The organism is Proteus sp. fly-1008 (assembly GCF_040140305.1).
Taxonomy (GTDB): Bacteria; Pseudomonadota; Gammaproteobacteria; order Enterobacterales; family Enterobacteriaceae; genus Proteus; species Proteus vulgaris_B.
On record NZ_JBEEWH010000001.1, the window covers coordinates 1 to 15,887 of the forward strand.

Here is a 15,887-nt window from a genome sequence, read left to right on the forward strand (position 1 = left end):
ATTGCTATTGAGTATGAATTACCCGAAGAAGAAAAACGACAAACAATAGCGATAGAAAATAAAGATAAAAGCTAATTGAGTTAGATAATGTGAATAAGATTAAGGCTACGCATAATGTGTAGCCTTAATTGTTTTTGTGAGAGTATTTAAATTATAAGGCTAAAGTTGACTAGTTCGTAGGTAGAACATATTAGAGACTACCGTCTGATTTGAACTCCCACACAGAAACAGACAGTGAAAAAATACCTTAGTCATTTTAACGGCGAATATCCATACGGTTGATGGCTAAATTTAACAATTAACACAATTAATTTATACGATATCTTCCGTAGGTAAAAAGCAATATCGAATCGCTACACAAAAGATTAATGATGTCGGTGGTCTATTGCTGGGCACAAGAGAGTTATGTTTATTTGTGAGAGAAAGCAAAACAGTTTATTCAAGGGCACTTACAACAAACGAATACATGGATATCTATGTATGGTCTTGTGATTGTTTCTAATACGTCATTTGAAGAGTATTTGCCAAGAGTTTTATTTACACAAATGAATGAACTAAAAATAAATTAAGGAAAGCTTAAAACAATCTCCTTATTGCTCAATAAACTAATGATGGTTTTTTACAATTGGATAAATCTCATGGAAGCCAATATAGGGTTCGATTAATCATAAGAAATTGGTTAGTGATGTATTAGAAGTGTGTATCAAATAGTATTAGGAGATTATATGAAGCTATTATTAAAAAGTATTGTATTTACTGTTAGCCTTTTATCTGCGAGTTTTGTTATGGCGGATGATGGCGATGAGATAACGAAAGTATCTTATGCATGTGAAAACAATCAAATAATGGAAGTTATTTATATAAATACAGCAAAAGATAGCTATGCAATCATTAATCAAATGGATGAAATGATACCAATGAAGATTATGAAAATGGCTTCTGGAGCAAACTATGAGGCAATGAATAAAAATTACACCTATAAGCTTTATACTAAAGGTGATAATGCCGATTTAGTTGAAGGAAAAGATAAACCAGTATTGAGTGGTTGCAAAGCTAGCTAATTAACACATGTTATTGAAAATAATTTAGCGTTCTTATAGAGGTCACTTCGGTGACCTTTTTTCGTATAAGCCAATTGGATATTCAATACAGGTAGGAGTTAGTTAATGCTAAGAATGAAATTACCTGCTTGCATGATATTTATGAGTGTTGTCCTGAGCGGGTGTATATCAAAGACGAGTATCACAAAATCATAACTACTTCCTCTACCAGCGTGGCTTCTGCAACCACAGTCCGACCTACTGATACCGCTATCCAAAACTATTGGTTACTCCGAGAACGAATTGCAGAGTTAGAGCATGATTACAGGATTATGCGAAGTAAGAGTATTTGAAACAAAAAAGACTTAGTTATGTATTTGTAACTAAGTTAGCACAATGGTACCTGCCAGTTATTTTTTCTAGGAGTATTACTTATGGTAGTTGTGTAGCTCGAAGGATACTCTGTGAAAAATTAATTGCTGAGACTATAGACATGGGGATTTTTTCTAGAATAAGTAATTTATTGTTGGTGATTATAGGTTTGTCTATGATATCTGTTTCTTCTTATGCTGATCCAGATAATGGGCATGGAAGAGGTCAAAATAAAGGGCATCAAGGAGAGAAGCCAAACAAATGGCATAATAAATTACAAAATAATCACTTTGATAATGAAACCTCTTTCTCAATTTCTTTATCTTATAATGAGGCTAGAGCAATTGCATTGAATGGTGGATTTACTGGATATTCATCGCTACCCCCTGGTATTGCTAAAAATTTAGTAAGAGGAAAGCCATTGCCTCCAGGTATCGCGAAGAAAATGGTTCCTGAAAAAATGCTTAGCCAATTACCTTACTATCCTGGTTACGAATGGCGCATTGTTGGAAATGATTTGGTATTGATCGCATTAAGTACAGCGATAGTCACTTCAATTATTAATAATGTTTTTGATTAAAATACAGTAAGCTAAATATATTTCGTATCTTGCGGGATTTTAATTTATCAAAACATCTTTAAATGATGATTTTGTAAAACCGTGTAAGTCAGACCTTTCTGTTACTGTTTTGTGCCAATATTTTCTCTTTTATAAATGGGGGAATTATTATGTCTACAATGAAAACAGAGGTTATTGTTATTCGTTTAACAAAAAAAGAGCGTGCATTATTGGATTCAATAAAAACAGCACCATTACTTGCAGATTGGATGAAAGAGTTAGCGCTTTCTAAATTACAAGAGCAGGAGCTTTTATCTAATAAGCAGGAGCTTCTATCTAATAAATAGTTATTGATGCCGGCAAAAAAGGAATTGGGTCGGCAATAATTATTTTATCTTAAGAATTATAATAATATAAATATAAAAAAAATCAGAGTATTAGGTAATACTTTACTGGAAACTGATTAAATCATATAAAATTAAAACATTTTGTGATTAAACCGATTGATTTTACAGTTCAACATTTGAACAAACCTGAAGAGGTTTGAATTTATTGTAATGAGAAATAATATCAACTGATCCTTCATAAAAAAGCCCAATGTGGCGGCATTGGGCTTAGTGACTCAAATAGATGGGTATAAATAACTATTAGAGATCACTACAAATATAGAGAATTTATATTTTATGAGTTAACAATAAGTGCTTTTTTCACAACAAAAAATGCGTTAACACTGCTTTTTGTCTAGTTTTAAGGTGAATTGGTGTTTTTTTATTCTTTTTTATTTGAATTCATTTATTTTTTGTATCTAGTTGTTTGAATAGACTAATGTTCATTTTTATGGCGTTTGGTGCATTGTGGCGAATTCGTTATAATCCTGTACGGGGAAAGTACTTTAACTGAGCTCATTTTTAGCTTTGGAATATGATGATAAATAAAAATAAGATATTACATGTTATTGAACAACAAAAAAGGGTATGCAAAAAATATGGTGTCTTACCTGAAAATCCGGAAGAGATGGTAGCTATTGCTTTAGATACCTTAAATTTAACACCTATCTATGGCACACGCATAAAAAGATCTAAAGATAGTACGATAAGTTGGTTTTTTTATTGTGGGGAATATTGTGAAAGAGATAATTTTTACCAAGCATTGCACACAGAACATTTAAATACAGTGTTACCGGAGGTAATGAAATATCTTTATCTTCCTGAAGGATATAACTTTATTATTGATAGAGATGGCTATGAAGATGTTTGGTCAGAATAGGAAAAGTTAACAAAATATTGATCCTTTTTTATTTGTTCAAGAACAAGTGGATTTATAAAGCTAGATAACTCAATGTATTACGTATAATAATCATAATTAAAATGTTTAATAGAAAATTATTTAGTAATTTTTAAATTATAAATATTAATTGATGTTAGTCTTATTTTTAACATAAAGACAATGACAGGTTAATCAGTTTGAGTAAGACTTAAAAGAGTACTTAATTCACAATTAATAAGGAAGGTAGCTATTTATGTTTCCAGAATATCGTGATTTAATTTCAAAGCTTCGCCAAACAGACCCTCATTTTCGCGCTCTTTTTGATCAACATAACGAACTTGACCATAAAATAGTAAGATTGGAACATAAGGATAGAAGAGGGTATGGTGAAGAAGTTGTAGAGTTAAAAAAACAAAAATTAAGACTAAAAGAGGAAATTCATCAGATCCTCAAAAATCCACCAGAAGAAGAATAGAAAATAATTATTTTATAAATAGTTAAAATATTGAAACCATCCTTTGTAAATCTGGGTGGTTTTTTTATATTTGAATAATACTAATAAGTATAATCACTAGGTTTTATTTGATCAATGAAAGGCTACTCATGTAGCCTTTCATTATTGAGGCTATAAAAAGTATTATTGAAATAATATTTTACTTCAAATTTTATCTTGCCAAAGCACATCAAAGCGATCTGAATTTATTTTATAAATAACTCTAATGTTATCATTAATATAATGCTTATAAGTTTCATTATTAGAAAAATAAACCGATACGGCTAATTCACACTCAGAAGATAATTTTCTTGGTGCATCAATTATTCTTGAGGAAAAATTATCTTTTTGGAGCTGATGGTGAAGTTTCTTGACTGCATATTGTTCATGAAAGAGGAATAAATAATTATGCGTCATTTTTATTAGTCTCATGGTGGTTTATTTTATTTGCGGCATAAGTATAAATGACACCAACAATAAATGTAACTAATAGGCCAATAATGACAATGAATTTGCCATTATCTGTAACCCCAGTGGGGCTTGAGGCGTAAGAGAAATTATGAGCAAAAGCAGCACCAAGTAACATACCTAATACACTAATTGCAGCATCGGAATTGCCTTGCCCAGCATTGGCAAGTTGGCGCAATGGACAACCGGTGATAAATACACCACAAAGGCCTACAAGCACCATAGAAAGAAAATTCCATAGTCCATCACTATGAGCAATTGGTTGATTTTCAAATCCAAGATTAAACTTTCCTAAGTAAAGATTACCTAAGAGAACAACAAGTGTTAATGCGGCCACCCCAAACGCCATATTATAATTACGTGATAAAAAGGCATGTTTTGCCATTCCAATGAAACAAAATCGAGTTCGTTGAATAATAAAACCAATAATAAGTCCCGCAATAATAGACATCCATATTGGAGCATGACTTGCGCCAGGACCTTTCACGCTGGAATTAAAAATATCACTATTCCATAAGAATAAAGCAAATAAAAATACGCATATAACGGGTAAAATAAAACCTTCTGCAGGAGATTGTCGATAATTTCTTGGTAGGGAAAATCCTTTTTTTACGAATAAGCTTCCGATACCAATTCCGATTATTAATCCAACTAATCCTATTACTGCGTTCAAATCTCCCGCACCAATACGAAGTACCATTCTTAATGGGCAACCTAAGAAAACTAAGCAACCGACCATCATTAAAAAGCCCAATGTAAAACGAATAATTGGCGCTGATCCAGCTTTTGATTGAAATTCTTTGAATAGTAAAGCCGCTACAAATGAACCGAGAATGAAACCGAATATTTCAGGGCGAAGATATTGTACTGTTTCAGTATTATGTAATCCCATACTGCCTGCACTGTCACGAATAAAACAAGCAACACAAACACCCATATTAGGGGGATTTCCGTTAATACCAAGAAGTAAAGCGATAGCACCAATAACAATTCCAGATATGATTAAAACCCATTTTATAGACATTAAATGCCTCCGTTGGCGGGGTAATCCCCTGACTAATAGAACCTATTAAGTACGGGCAACTATATATAAAAATGAAGCATGATCCTTTTATATAGATCACGGAAAAATAAATAAACTCTATGAAAAAAATCAAATTGTTAATTTAATTGATAATAAGTTAATAATAAATTAAATAACTTGTTGTGTATAATTATTCTGACATTTGATTTTTAAGTTGAGACTAAAATAATTAATTCTAGTTTAATTTGTTTTTTGTTTTTTGTTTTTTGTTTTTTGTTTTTTGTTTTATATTATATTTGTTTATCATAAATAATGATATTTTTCATAATTACCCATGAATTTTAGACATAATAAGAAGATGAGAGTTTTTGAGTCAAAACACGTTCGATTTTTTAAAAATTTTCACTATTTACTATTTACTAATCCGTAATAATACGGTATGAAAGTGTATTATTCATTATTCATTATTCATTATTCATTATTCATTATTCATTATTCATTATTCATTATTCAGATATCATTAATTAGTTTTTAGCTACAAGCTAGGGTAAGAAATGCAAGCCTATTTATTTATCTTTTACGTACTATTCCTAGTTTTTTAATTTTATTTTCAGGGAGAAGGTCACCATTAAAATTATTGCAAGTGTACGAGTCTATCTTATCAATGATTTTTAGGTATTATTTTATCGAGCATTATCGTTATACGAACATTATAATTAAAAAATTAAATTATTAATTTATAAAAATAACCCTTTAATTTAAAAAGAATAATTTAATATATATAGTTAATACTGAAAATGATAAGCTAATTTTCAATTATCATATTTTGATTTTATTTTTTATTCCAATCATTATTAGATGAAATTTTATTTTTTAATTAAGATAATACTTATCCCTATTTTATTATCTTTTGAGATAATACCGACTTAAGAAGAATAATAGAAATTACTTTCTAACTGTTAACAATACTTAAAGGATATTTATGAAAAAGCTTATTTTAGCATTGGGTTTATTATCAATCTCTTCTGTTGCTGTTTCTGCTGATTTATCTAAAGCATGTGAAGATTATTTTAAAGAAACAGACTCTTATGTTGAGTTAATGGCGAAAAATGATGCAACTAAAGCTCAAGCTGAAGCAATGAAAGCACAGTATGCTCAGGCGAAAGAACAATTTGCAGCATTACCTAAAGATGTTCAAGAAAGTACTTGTAAACAAGCATTAGATTCTTTAGAACAAATGAAGAAAATGTCAGCAGGTCAATAAACGATATTGATTTTCAGCAGCCTTATAAATCTAAGCATTTGTAAGGCTTTTTTATAATTTTTAATAGCTAATTTTTAACAAGCTTTCAAATTCAAATAATTAAACATACCTTAAATTTAATCACTTCACTTTTTATATTCCATTTTAAATCTTATTCAATAAATGTTAACTTGATGTTCCTATTCGGAATAATGAGTATAGTAAATGAATATTGTCGTTTATATCGCCACAAGTTTAGATGGTTATATTGCCGATAAACAAGGTAATATTGATTGGCTTACCGATATTGAAAATCCTGAAAATTCAGATTTTGGTTTTGCAGATTTTCTGAATGAAATTGATGCTATTGTTATGGGAAGAACGACATTCGAAACTATAATGAGCTTTGATATCGATTGGCCTTATACGCAGCCTGTTTTTGTGTTAAGCCACACCCTTAAAAGATTATCTACGTCATTACCAGATAATGTTGAGATCATGTCAGGAAATGTATCTGAAATAATACAACGACTTAACCAAAATAATTATAAACGAGTGTATATTGATGGTGGTAAAACTGTCCAAGGATTTATTGATGAAGGTTTTGTTGATGAATTAATAATAACAAAAATACCTATTTTATTAGGTCATGGGGTTCCATTATTTATCCCAAATAATAATAAGATAGAGTTTGTTCATTATAAAACTGAAATATATAGGGATTCTCTAGTTAAATCTCATTATAAAAGAAAATAAAAACACCCTATAATTAGAATGTAAGGCATTATTATTAATGCCTTTTTTATGTTGATAATTGCACCTTATATACTTATAGTAATCATTTTTAGAGTGAATGAATTGGTATATTTTCTATTTATTTTACTTATGTTGGCTTTTTTATCATTATCTGAGGTGGTTTCTAGTTTTAGCTATTTAATATTATCTTTTATAAAGATATATTCTCTTTTTTTATGATGCAAGAGAAAATTATTTTGTTAGTAAATGTATTTTATGAAATAATTGTTATTCCTATTTCTTATTGAATTTAATTTATGCATTTTTTTTTATTGCTTTTATCATCTTTAATTTTTTGTGTGGGATGCACGAGTCAGAAATTAATTGGCAATAACAAACCAGTTAATAGATCTAGTAAAGATAGTCACCGACCTGATAATAACTCGATAAATAATAATTTGGTTTTTATGTTGGGTAAACAATCGCGGTTTGAATTAGAGGTACAAGAAGATAATCGTAAATTTGGACAACTTTTTAAAGTGGGTTTAAATGAGTCAAAATCATCAGTAAATAATCAATATAGAAATAATGAATATTCAACAATGAAGCCTATTCAAAAAATAAGCTTTACGATGCCCGTTCCTGAACCTATTTGGAATGAAAAAAAACAAACAGTTGAATTTAAGTGGATACAAAAGCCACATTATACTTTTGATGCCTATTAATACTGCAATATCAATTTAAAATTTAATTTTATATGGAAAATTATGCGCATAGTAATCACTTTATTGTTATCTTTTCTATTATTAGGTTGTACAACTGATAATGTGACTTTTAGTACGGGTACTTCAGGGAGCCATAGAATAGGTAGCCCGGTGTGTTCAACATTAGTTTGCGGTAAAAATACACGAACGCCAGGGGAACAAAAAGCCATTAATGAGGCAGTTCATGAACAACAACGAGCTATAATGCGAGGGGAGAAACCAGATCTAAAAATTATGGCTTCTTACTAAGAATTTATTATTATCTAAGCCAGTAATATCTTACTGGCTAATATTAAATCTTATTAATAATAAAATTAGTTCTATTCTCTATTGTTAATTTTGGTAACTCAATCAAACTGTAATTATATTTTTTATAAACTTCTAGCATTGCTAAATAAGTCTCCTTTGCTTCTTTTATTGTTTGTTTTCTTTCTTCATCCTGCGTATAGATTTCAGGCCAAGGTGGAGCAATAAAGACATTTTTTGAATAGCGAAATAGCATTATTGCATTGTTAAGATGTTTGGGAATGGGCAATCCACACAATAATAGATAGCCTGCAATATCGGGAAGGCCTCTATCATAGAAATAAGGTGCTTCAGTGTTGGTTGCTTCATGCCATGAACGTAATTCCCAACTTAGCATTAATTGTGCGAAAGCTTCAGGCTCGATCCATGGTAATCCATTACCTTCAATAAGCATTTGATCTTGTATAATGGCTCTACCTGCTTCTAAAGAGCAAGAATAACCTTTATTTTTAAGCGTATTAATTAATGTGGTTTTTCCTGAACCTGGGCCACCTGTTAATATAATGCGATATGGTTTTTTAGACATAATAACTCCTAAAAATTTTTTATTGTTAATAGAATATAAAATAATATTTTTTTGAAAGGATAGAAGGAATGTGAATAGTGATAAGCGTGGTAATAAAAAACAAAGTCAGAGAATAATAACATAAAAAAGAAAAATTATAATTAATATGCTCTAAACTCTTAAATAAATAAAATTTTTCCATATCTTAACAAGCCCCCATATTTTCATATAAGCCTACTGTACCGCTAATAACATCTAACCAATCAACAGCGATGATAGTTTCATATAAATTTCCTTAACTCGCGTTACGCAAAAAATAATATAACGTTTATTCTCTTTGTCATATAAAAATTACTAAGTACTTCTGAATAAACTCATTGAAATATAAAAAAGTAAAAATATGACCTTTTATTTTGAGTGTTATTTACTCTTTTTCCTTTATTTGAGCACTTTATGCCTATGTTAGAACTAAATAGCAATTGAAAGCACCAGTAATTGATTCTATTATAGAACGTATATGTTTCATTATGATTTGTATATAAGGATTAGCGTGGGTATTGTAAAAATCTCTGATGAATTACATGAGTATTTGAGAAAGGCAAGTAATGTAATGTCTCGTTCTGTTAATGCTCAGGCAGAATTTTGGATAAAAATTGGTATCCAAGCAGAGTTAAATCCAGAGAAAACATTTCCAATGATTATTAACGAAATGCTGGAAAAAGAAGCTATCAAGCAACAAGCAGAATAAGAGGAAAGGAATATGGATAAAATAACAATCAAAACGTCTGATGAAATTGAATTAATGCGTGAATCTGGACGTTTGTTAGCGCAAGTTTTTACAATGCTTGATGACTTTATTATGCCTGGTGTTTCTACGTTAGAAATCAATGATAAAGTGGAAGATTTTATTATTAATGAACTCCACTCAAGACCAGCAAGTAAAGGCCAGTATGGTTACGAGTATGTATTAAATACATCAATTAATGAAGTTGTTTGTCATGGCGTACCAAAATCAGACGAACGACTAAAAAGCAAAGATATTATTAATGTTGATATCACATTAGAAAAGAATGGATTTATTGCCGACTCTAGTAAAATGTATATTATGCCAGAGGCATCTCCTATTGCACGCAAATTAGCTAAAACAACATATCAAGCAATGTGGGAAGGTATTAAGGAAGTTAAACCGGGAGCAACATTAGGTGATATTGGTCATGCAATTCAAAGCTTTGCACAAAGCCATGGATATAGTGTTGTAAGAGAATATTGCGGACATGGTATTGGTAGAGAAATGCATGAAGCACCACAAGTCTTACATTATGGTATTAAGGGGCAAGGTATTGAATTGAAAGAAGGTATGACTTTTACGATTGAACCAATGATTAATCAGGGGGGGGCTAAAATAAAAACTAAAAAAGATGGTTGGACTGTGGTAACGAGAGATAAAAAATTATCGGCACAGTCAGAACATACAATTTTGGTTACTTCGAATGGGTACGAGGTACTGACTTTACGACCTGAAGAAACATTACCATAATCGCTAATATTTAATATAGCTGGCTATTTTAAGAAAAAAACAGAATAAAATTCTTTATAACTTAAAGATAATCTGATTTTTAATTAAAATAGCCAAGTTATATTTAGATTTTACATATCCTCTAATAGTTCTAGCATTTAACCTCATATCTTTATTAAATACAGTTGTAAATTAAATTTTTGCTATTATATTTATAATACCTATTAATAATTAGATAGGTGTTTTAAATGATTGCGGGATGCGATTATCACTATATGGAAAAATAAGGATGTTAATATGAAGAATATTTCAAAAATACTTGAAGAGTGGGGAGCATGGGTTGCTAATGATCATATTGCTGTTTACTTTTTAACTAAAAACAAAAAAGAAGTTATACCGGAAAAAATAAAGCAACGAAAACAATGCTCTCATTATAAAGCAAATATAATCAATGATTTAATGAAAAGACTAATGAGGCATAATATAGAAAATTATCAGTTACTTATTAATTATTATGTTTTTGGAAAAACTTTTATTGAGCTTGCAAAAAATGAAAAATGTTCGGATACATATATTGGTAAAAAGTTAAAAAAAGCAGAAGGTTTGATAGAGGGTATGTTGATTTTTTCGGGTGATAATTAAAAAATATAAAATTGATAAAAATATGACTTTACGATCGTAAATTTTAGATTATTCTAATAATCACTTATAACAAATAAAGTGTCAAAATATGATGTTATATTATAAATTTGTATTTTACCGATTGTTGTAAGTATTGCTAATAGGATGTTTAGCAAATAATTAACTTAACCCCAAGGAGTGGAAAATATGTCAACTACATATCCAATTATTTTAGTTCATGGTTTATCTGGCTTTGATGATATCGTTGGTTACCCATACTTTTACGGTATCGCGGATGCATTAGAAAAAGAAGGGCATCAAGTCTTTACAGCATCTCTTTCTGCATTTAATTCTAACGAAGTTCGTGGTGAGCAACTTTGGGAATTTGTGCAAAAAATTCTTAAAGAAACGAAGGCAAAAAAAGTCAATTTAATTGGTCATAGCCAAGGTCCATTAGCTTGTCGTTATGTTGCGGCGAAACATGCTAAAAATATCGCCTCCGTGACCTCTGTTAATGGTGTAAACCACGGTTCAGAAATTGCTGACTTAGTACGACGTATTATGCGTAAAGATAGTGTACCTGAATATATCGCAGATGCTGTTATGAAAGCCATTGGTACAATTATTTCTACATTCTCTGGTAATCGTGGCAACCCGCAAGATGCTATCGCTGCATTAGAAGCATTAACGACTGAAAACGTAACTGAATTTAATAAAAAATATCCACAAGGGCTACCTGAAGTTCGTGGTGGTGAAGGTAAAGAAGTCGTTAATGGCGTACATTACTACTCATTTGGCAGTTATATTCAAGGACTCATTGCGGGCGAAAAAGGTAATTTACTGGATCCGACTCATGCAGCAATGCGTGTATTAAGTGCTTTTTTCATTGAGCGTCAAAATGATGGCTTAGTTGGTCGAACGAGTATGCGATTAGGTAAATTAATTAAGGATGATTATGCTGAAGATCACATTGATATGGTTAACCAAGTTGCAGGATTAGTGGGGCGAGGTGAAGATATTATTGCGATTTATACTAATCATGCCAAATTTTTAGCAAGCAAAAAGTTATAATATCTAATAACAAGATTTGTGGATTGTAAAATAATATAAACTAATGGCTCTAATTTTTATTAGAGCCATTTTTATCTTTAGCATTATCAATTTTTGTCTTTATAAACGCTAACAGAAATCCCATAGCCTAATAAATAAAGAGCTTGTTCTAAGCTATCAATTTTTGATGTTTGATTAATTTCAAATAGGCGTTCTATTTGTGCGCTAGTTAAATTCATCTTTCTTGCAAGATCTGATTTTTTTGTTTTAGTTTCCAGCATTGCATTATGAAGCGCGATTTTCAAACAGCTGATAAGTGGTAAGTAAACAATAAAATCACCCGGTTGTGCTTTTGATGGCGCAGGAATAGGCATTTTACTTGAAATAAACTCTTCAAGACCAACATGCAAAATATCAGAGGCTTCTAGCTCAATATCATCTTCCGTGTAAGCAACAGCATGTATATTATCAAAATCACGATAAGTAATTTCGTAGGTTTCACTTTCTTCATCAAAATGAGCGACTGCAGGATAGTTGAACATAATTAGCCTTTGTAAAGTTAAAATGAAAAAGCATTATACAATGTGTTTTCATAATTATTGTGTATAGTACTAAAGTGAAACATTAATTATCTAATTAATATTAAATAACATGTTGAAGATTAAAGCATATTTATCGAAGTTTATCTTCATTTCTTACTAATGTAAGAAAAAAATAAAAATAGCATCTTATAAGTTATTTCATATTTTTGTTATTGTAGCTCATCGATTTTAGGTAGGTCCTATATTTGAAGAAGAACTATCTTATAGATGATCATAGCGCTTTTTTATGAAGGAATTATTTATGTATCCCGTTGATTTACATGCTCATACAATTGCCAGTACACATGCTTACAGTACGGTGAGTGAATATTTTCAGCAAGCTAAAAAGCAGGGAATTAAATTATTTGCAATTACTGATCATGGTCCTGATATGGATGATGCTCCTCATGAATGGCATTTTTCTAATTTACCCGTGATCCCCCGCATGATTGATGGTGTTGGGATACTTTATGGTATTGAAGCAAATATTAAAAATATAAAAGGCGAAACGGACTGCAGTGAAAAAATGAGTAAGAAATTAGATATCGTGCTTGCTGGTTTTCACGATCCGGTTATGAGCTCAATGGGTATTGTGGATAATACAAAGGCTTTAATCGCGACAATAACAAGTGGTGTTGTTCAAATGATAACCCATCCAGGAAATCCTAAATACCCCATCGATATTACCGAAGTTGCCAAAGTAGCCGCTGCTAGTAACGTTGCTTTAGAAATGAATAATTCATCATTTATTCATTCTAGAGTAGGAAGTGAGAAAAACTGCATAGATATAGCTAAAGCAGTGCGTGATGCAGGTGGATTAATTGCACTAGGATCTGATTCTCATATTGCTTCATCATTAGGAAAATTTGATCGAGTATTAGAAGTATTAACTCAAATAGATTTTCCTGAAGAACGCATATTAAATACGTCTCCAAGGAAAGTTTTAGATTTTTTAAAATCACATGGCAAGAAGGCGATCCCTGAATTTAGTCATTTTTAATACTTTAATATATGAACAATAGAAAGTTATCCTAAGATAGCTTTCTATTGAGTTAGTTAGCATTTTTTATTGATGAAAAACAGTTAACTCTTGTTTTAATCGGTTTGATTGTGTTTGTAGGGAGTCTAGTGAATTAACTAGCTCCCTTGTCATTGTGGCATTAGCTTGTGTTGTTTGATCTAATTGGTTTATAGCATCTTCAATTTGAGCAATACCGTTACTTTGTTCATTGGTTGAGATTGATATATCGTGGATCATTTCATTGATGTTTTCAGTATGTTTAGAAATATCCACCATATTATCGTTTGCGTCAGCCGCTAATTGAAAACACTGGTTTATTTTTTTACTTGAATTTGCAACAAGTACTTTTATCTCTTTTGATGCTAAATTACAGCTAATGGATAATTCACGGACTTCTTTTGCAACCACAGCAAATCCTCTTCCATGTTCACCCACTCTAGCGGCTTCCACAGCAGCATTTAACGCTAATAAATTAGTTTGAAAGGCAATATTATCAATTGTTGATGTAATATCATTAATTTGTTCAGAGAAAGAGACGACTTCATGCATATTTTCAACTACGTTAGCTAACATTTCATTGCTTTGATGGATCATTGAATCTGTTTTAGTCACAAGTTCACATGATGCTTGGGTATTTTCTGCATGCTGTTTTGAGGTCACACTTAACTGTCTTATCCCTGCGGATGTTTCAAGTACAGCTGCTGATTGTTGCTCAACACGAATAGCAAGATTATTGTTCATAATAGAAATATCATTTAATTCTGAATTGATAAGTCCTGAACTGCTATTAATGTTATTAACTATCTGCTTTATTTGATCTCGCATTTTTTCAATATTTTTAGTGAGGATGTTTATTTCAAATAGGCCTTTTGTCGAGACATTAGTTGCTAACTCACCATTACTAATATCTTCAATATTCTTCATTATGGCATTTAAAGGTGAAATAAAGTTTTTTCGTAATACGATCTGGACTAAAAAAGAAAAAATAACAATAAGGATTGTAATTACAATTAAACTATAAATGATTCTATCATACAGTAACTCACCTTCATTTAATGATGCAGTGTAATGACTTTGTAGTTGTTGATGATAGCTGATGTATGCTTGCTCAAAATTATCTTGGTAGGTTTGTGTTGGTTGATTTAAATATTCGTATGTTTTTCCTTGTTCTAAGAAGGCTAAAAATTCAATTAATGCAGCATTAAGTTCAGTATATTTTTGTTCTAATTGTTGAATATAGCTATCATCCTTAATGTTATGAGGAATATTTTTAAAACGACTCCAAGCGGTTTCAACACTTTGAAGCTTTTCTTTAGTTTGTTGCAATAAAGATGAAATATCAGTATTTGCAGTGGCCATTTTATTAATAATTAATAAATGACGGGAACTTGCTCTGTTTAAGGTATTACGAGTTTGTAGCAAATTTTCCCAGGTGTTAGTTAGTAGTAATTGTTCATTATAGATATTATTTAGTGTGTTTAAGTTTCTTTTGTAATCATTTACGGATGAAAGAAATAAAACAGAGGCTAAACCAAGAAGTAAAATTAAGGAGCCCGTTATAAGCCAAACTAAGGTGGTTGTTTTTAAATTCGACATACTAAAAGAGACGTTTGGTAAATAACGTTGTTTGAAGTTCTTAAACATGAATAGTTATTTCCTTTTTATAAAAATATAAATGTACAATTTATTGATTTTTAAGTTTTATTTTTACTTCCTGTAATTGGTATAGACAAAAAATGGCTAAAAACGAGTAAAGTTATGTTTTTAGAGCACTCTTTGATTTAATGCCATATATCCTTTTGATTTTTTCAAATACTAAAAAAGAGTATCGGCATTTTATAAATATTCTTTATGGTTATTTATTGTTCTTATTAATAAATTTTTCAAATGAATGATTGAGAGATGTAACGTATTGATTTTCATTAAATTTAATTTAAGAGTTAAAATTTGAAAAAATAAAGAGATAGTATAAAAATTTTTATCTTTAATAACTTATTGATAACCTGTTGATTTATTATTGATTTAATGTGAGTTAATGGTTTGTGATTTAAACAATAAGATTTTAATAATGTAAATACTTCTATTTGTAAAATAAAAAAACACTTATGATGTAAAGAGCAATAAATAAGATTAATTTTTCTATTATTATAAGCATAAATAAGAAGTGTTTATGTGATTGTGCGAATTAAAATAGGTAAGAAGAAATTGGGGATTAGAAAGAAAATAGATAAAAATACTATAAACGGAAAATGTAAGCTTTCCGTTTATAGTTTATGTCATTTTTTCAATAAAATTTGTGATGTATGAAAATTTGAATTAAATG

Annotated in this window: 19 protein-coding genes; 14 read left to right on the plus strand and 5 right to left on the minus strand. The window is 30.2% G+C overall.

The annotated features are described in order from the left end of the window. Positions 1-725: 725 nt before the first annotated feature. The 5 genes from ABN256_RS00005 (at position 726) to ABN256_RS00025 (ending at position 3,712) form a co-directional block, all read left to right on the plus strand. Positions 726-1,061, plus strand: coding sequence for a c-type lysozyme inhibitor (locus tag ABN256_RS00005; RefSeq protein ID WP_197269330.1), 336 nt, complete (start codon positions 726-728; stop codon positions 1,059-1,061). Between the two features lie 472 nt (positions 1,062-1,533). Then, the gene (locus ABN256_RS00010) at positions 1,534-1,992 is read left to right on the plus strand and encodes an anti-virulence regulator CigR family protein (protein ID WP_072070434.1); all 459 of its coding nucleotides are present in this window, start codon (positions 1,534-1,536) and stop codon (positions 1,990-1,992) included. 149 nt (positions 1,993-2,141) lie between these two features. Beyond that, a complete protein-coding gene (locus ABN256_RS00015; protein WP_196553202.1) occupies positions 2,142-2,318 on the plus strand; it encodes a hypothetical protein in 177 nt (58 codons plus the stop codon). A 577-nt stretch (positions 2,319-2,895) separates the two neighbouring features. Then, on the plus strand, positions 2,896-3,237 hold the full coding sequence (locus tag ABN256_RS00020) for an immunity protein Imm33 domain-containing protein (protein ID WP_115349600.1): 342 nt from the start codon (positions 2,896-2,898) through the stop codon (positions 3,235-3,237). 253 nt (positions 3,238-3,490) lie between these two features. Next, positions 3,491-3,712, plus strand: coding sequence for an HP1242/YdcH family protein (locus ABN256_RS00025; protein WP_072070432.1), 222 nt, complete (start codon positions 3,491-3,493; stop codon positions 3,710-3,712). 183 nt (positions 3,713-3,895) lie between these two features. Here ABN256_RS00025 and ABN256_RS00030 read toward each other — a convergent pair whose 3' ends face one another. Further along, positions 3,896-4,147, minus strand: coding sequence for a putative Se/S carrier-like protein (locus tag ABN256_RS00030; protein WP_196553200.1), 252 nt, complete (start codon positions 4,145-4,147; stop codon positions 3,896-3,898). Continuing rightward, on the minus strand, positions 4,137-5,222 hold the full coding sequence (yedE, locus tag ABN256_RS00035) for a YedE family putative selenium transporter (RefSeq protein ID WP_196553199.1): 1,086 nt from the start codon (positions 5,220-5,222) through the stop codon (positions 4,137-4,139). The genes ABN256_RS00030 and yedE overlap by 11 nt, the downstream gene beginning before the upstream one ends. 982 nt (positions 5,223-6,204) lie before the next feature. Between yedE and ABN256_RS00040 the strand changes: the two genes are divergently transcribed. The 4 genes from ABN256_RS00040 (at position 6,205) to ABN256_RS00055 (ending at position 8,213) form a co-directional block, all read left to right on the plus strand. Then, positions 6,205-6,486 carry a DUF5339 domain-containing protein gene (locus ABN256_RS00040; RefSeq protein ID WP_072070429.1) on the plus strand — a complete coding sequence of 94 codons (282 nt, stop codon included), beginning with the start codon at positions 6,205-6,207 and terminating at the stop codon, positions 6,484-6,486. 204 nt (positions 6,487-6,690) lie between these two features. Next, a complete protein-coding gene (locus tag ABN256_RS00045) occupies positions 6,691-7,221 on the plus strand; it encodes a dihydrofolate reductase family protein (protein ID WP_196553198.1) in 531 nt (176 codons plus the stop codon). Positions 7,222-7,670: 449 nt separating this feature from the next. Beyond that, positions 7,671-7,925 (plus strand): hypothetical protein, encoded by a 255-nt coding sequence (locus ABN256_RS00050; protein ID WP_349438884.1) that lies wholly within the window; start codon positions 7,671-7,673, stop codon positions 7,923-7,925. 42 nt (positions 7,926-7,967) lie between these two features. Next, positions 7,968-8,213, plus strand: coding sequence for a hypothetical protein (locus ABN256_RS00055; RefSeq protein ID WP_072070426.1), 246 nt, complete (start codon positions 7,968-7,970; stop codon positions 8,211-8,213). A 43-nt stretch (positions 8,214-8,256) separates the two neighbouring features. Here ABN256_RS00055 and ABN256_RS00060 read toward each other — a convergent pair whose 3' ends face one another. After that, a complete protein-coding gene (locus ABN256_RS00060) occupies positions 8,257-8,796 on the minus strand; it encodes an AAA family ATPase (RefSeq protein ID WP_197269327.1) in 540 nt (179 codons plus the stop codon). Positions 8,797-9,325: 529 nt separating this feature from the next. Between ABN256_RS00060 and ABN256_RS00065 the strand changes: the two genes are divergently transcribed. From ABN256_RS00065 to ABN256_RS00080, 4 genes are all read left to right on the plus strand, one after another. Next, positions 9,326-9,523: a ParD-like family protein gene (locus ABN256_RS00065; RefSeq protein WP_072070424.1), complete on the plus strand. Its 198-nt coding sequence runs from the start codon at positions 9,326-9,328 to the stop codon at positions 9,521-9,523. A 12-nt stretch (positions 9,524-9,535) separates the two neighbouring features. Then, positions 9,536-10,312 carry a type I methionyl aminopeptidase gene (gene map / locus ABN256_RS00070; protein ID WP_115349605.1) on the plus strand — a complete coding sequence of 259 codons (777 nt, stop codon included), beginning with the start codon at positions 9,536-9,538 and terminating at the stop codon, positions 10,310-10,312. Between the two features lie 276 nt (positions 10,313-10,588). Further along, a complete protein-coding gene (locus ABN256_RS00075) occupies positions 10,589-10,933 on the plus strand; it encodes an antiterminator Q family protein (protein WP_072070423.1) in 345 nt (114 codons plus the stop codon). Positions 10,934-11,119: 186 nt separating this feature from the next. Then, positions 11,120-11,983: a lipase family alpha/beta hydrolase gene (locus ABN256_RS00080; RefSeq protein WP_196553195.1), complete on the plus strand. Its 864-nt coding sequence runs from the start codon at positions 11,120-11,122 to the stop codon at positions 11,981-11,983. Positions 11,984-12,069: 86 nt separating this feature from the next. Here the strand turns inward: ABN256_RS00080 and ABN256_RS00085 are convergent, their stop codons facing one another. Beyond that, positions 12,070-12,504 (minus strand): type II toxin-antitoxin system HicB family antitoxin, encoded by a 435-nt coding sequence (locus ABN256_RS00085; protein ID WP_196553194.1) that lies wholly within the window; start codon positions 12,502-12,504, stop codon positions 12,070-12,072. Between the two features lie 301 nt (positions 12,505-12,805). Between ABN256_RS00085 and ABN256_RS00090 the strand changes: the two genes are divergently transcribed. Next, positions 12,806-13,543, plus strand: a complete 738-nt coding sequence (locus tag ABN256_RS00090; protein ID WP_072070420.1) for a phosphatase — start codon at positions 12,806-12,808, stop codon at positions 13,541-13,543. Between the two features lie 66 nt (positions 13,544-13,609). Here the strand turns inward: ABN256_RS00090 and ABN256_RS00095 are convergent, their stop codons facing one another. Continuing rightward, a complete protein-coding gene (locus ABN256_RS00095) occupies positions 13,610-15,208 on the minus strand; it encodes a methyl-accepting chemotaxis protein (protein WP_197269325.1) in 1,599 nt (532 codons plus the stop codon). Positions 15,209-15,887 lie beyond the last annotated feature (679 nt).

Coding starts and splice junctions, on each gene's coding strand:
- ABN256_RS00005 (WP_197269330.1), top strand. CDS start 726: ATGAAGCTATTATTAAAAAGTATTGTATTTACTGTTAGCCTTTTATCT.
- ABN256_RS00010 (WP_072070434.1), top strand. CDS start 1,534: ATGGGGATTTTTTCTAGAATAAGTAATTTATTGTTGGTGATTATAGGT.
- ABN256_RS00015 (WP_196553202.1), top strand. CDS start 2,142: ATGTCTACAATGAAAACAGAGGTTATTGTTATTCGTTTAACAAAAAAA.
- ABN256_RS00020 (WP_115349600.1), top strand. CDS start 2,896: ATGATAAATAAAAATAAGATATTACATGTTATTGAACAACAAAAAAGG.
- ABN256_RS00025 (WP_072070432.1), top strand. CDS start 3,491: ATGTTTCCAGAATATCGTGATTTAATTTCAAAGCTTCGCCAAACAGAC.
- ABN256_RS00030 (WP_196553200.1), bottom strand. CDS start 4,147: ATGACGCATAATTATTTATTCCTCTTTCATGAACAATATGCAGTCAAG.
- yedE (WP_196553199.1), bottom strand. CDS start 5,222: ATGTCTATAAAATGGGTTTTAATCATATCTGGAATTGTTATTGGTGCT.
- ABN256_RS00040 (WP_072070429.1), top strand. CDS start 6,205: ATGAAAAAGCTTATTTTAGCATTGGGTTTATTATCAATCTCTTCTGTT.
- ABN256_RS00045 (WP_196553198.1), top strand. CDS start 6,691: ATGAATATTGTCGTTTATATCGCCACAAGTTTAGATGGTTATATTGCC.
- ABN256_RS00055 (WP_072070426.1), top strand. CDS start 7,968: ATGCGCATAGTAATCACTTTATTGTTATCTTTTCTATTATTAGGTTGT.
- ABN256_RS00060 (WP_197269327.1), bottom strand. CDS start 8,796: ATGTCTAAAAAACCATATCGCATTATATTAACAGGTGGCCCAGGTTCA.
- map (WP_115349605.1), top strand. CDS start 9,536: ATGGATAAAATAACAATCAAAACGTCTGATGAAATTGAATTAATGCGT.
- ABN256_RS00075 (WP_072070423.1), top strand. CDS start 10,589: ATGAAGAATATTTCAAAAATACTTGAAGAGTGGGGAGCATGGGTTGCT.
- ABN256_RS00080 (WP_196553195.1), top strand. CDS start 11,120: ATGTCAACTACATATCCAATTATTTTAGTTCATGGTTTATCTGGCTTT.
- ABN256_RS00085 (WP_196553194.1), bottom strand. CDS start 12,504: ATGTTCAACTATCCTGCAGTCGCTCATTTTGATGAAGAAAGTGAAACC.
- ABN256_RS00090 (WP_072070420.1), top strand. CDS start 12,806: ATGTATCCCGTTGATTTACATGCTCATACAATTGCCAGTACACATGCT.
- ABN256_RS00095 (WP_197269325.1), bottom strand. CDS start 15,208: ATGTTTAAGAACTTCAAACAACGTTATTTACCAAACGTCTCTTTTAGT.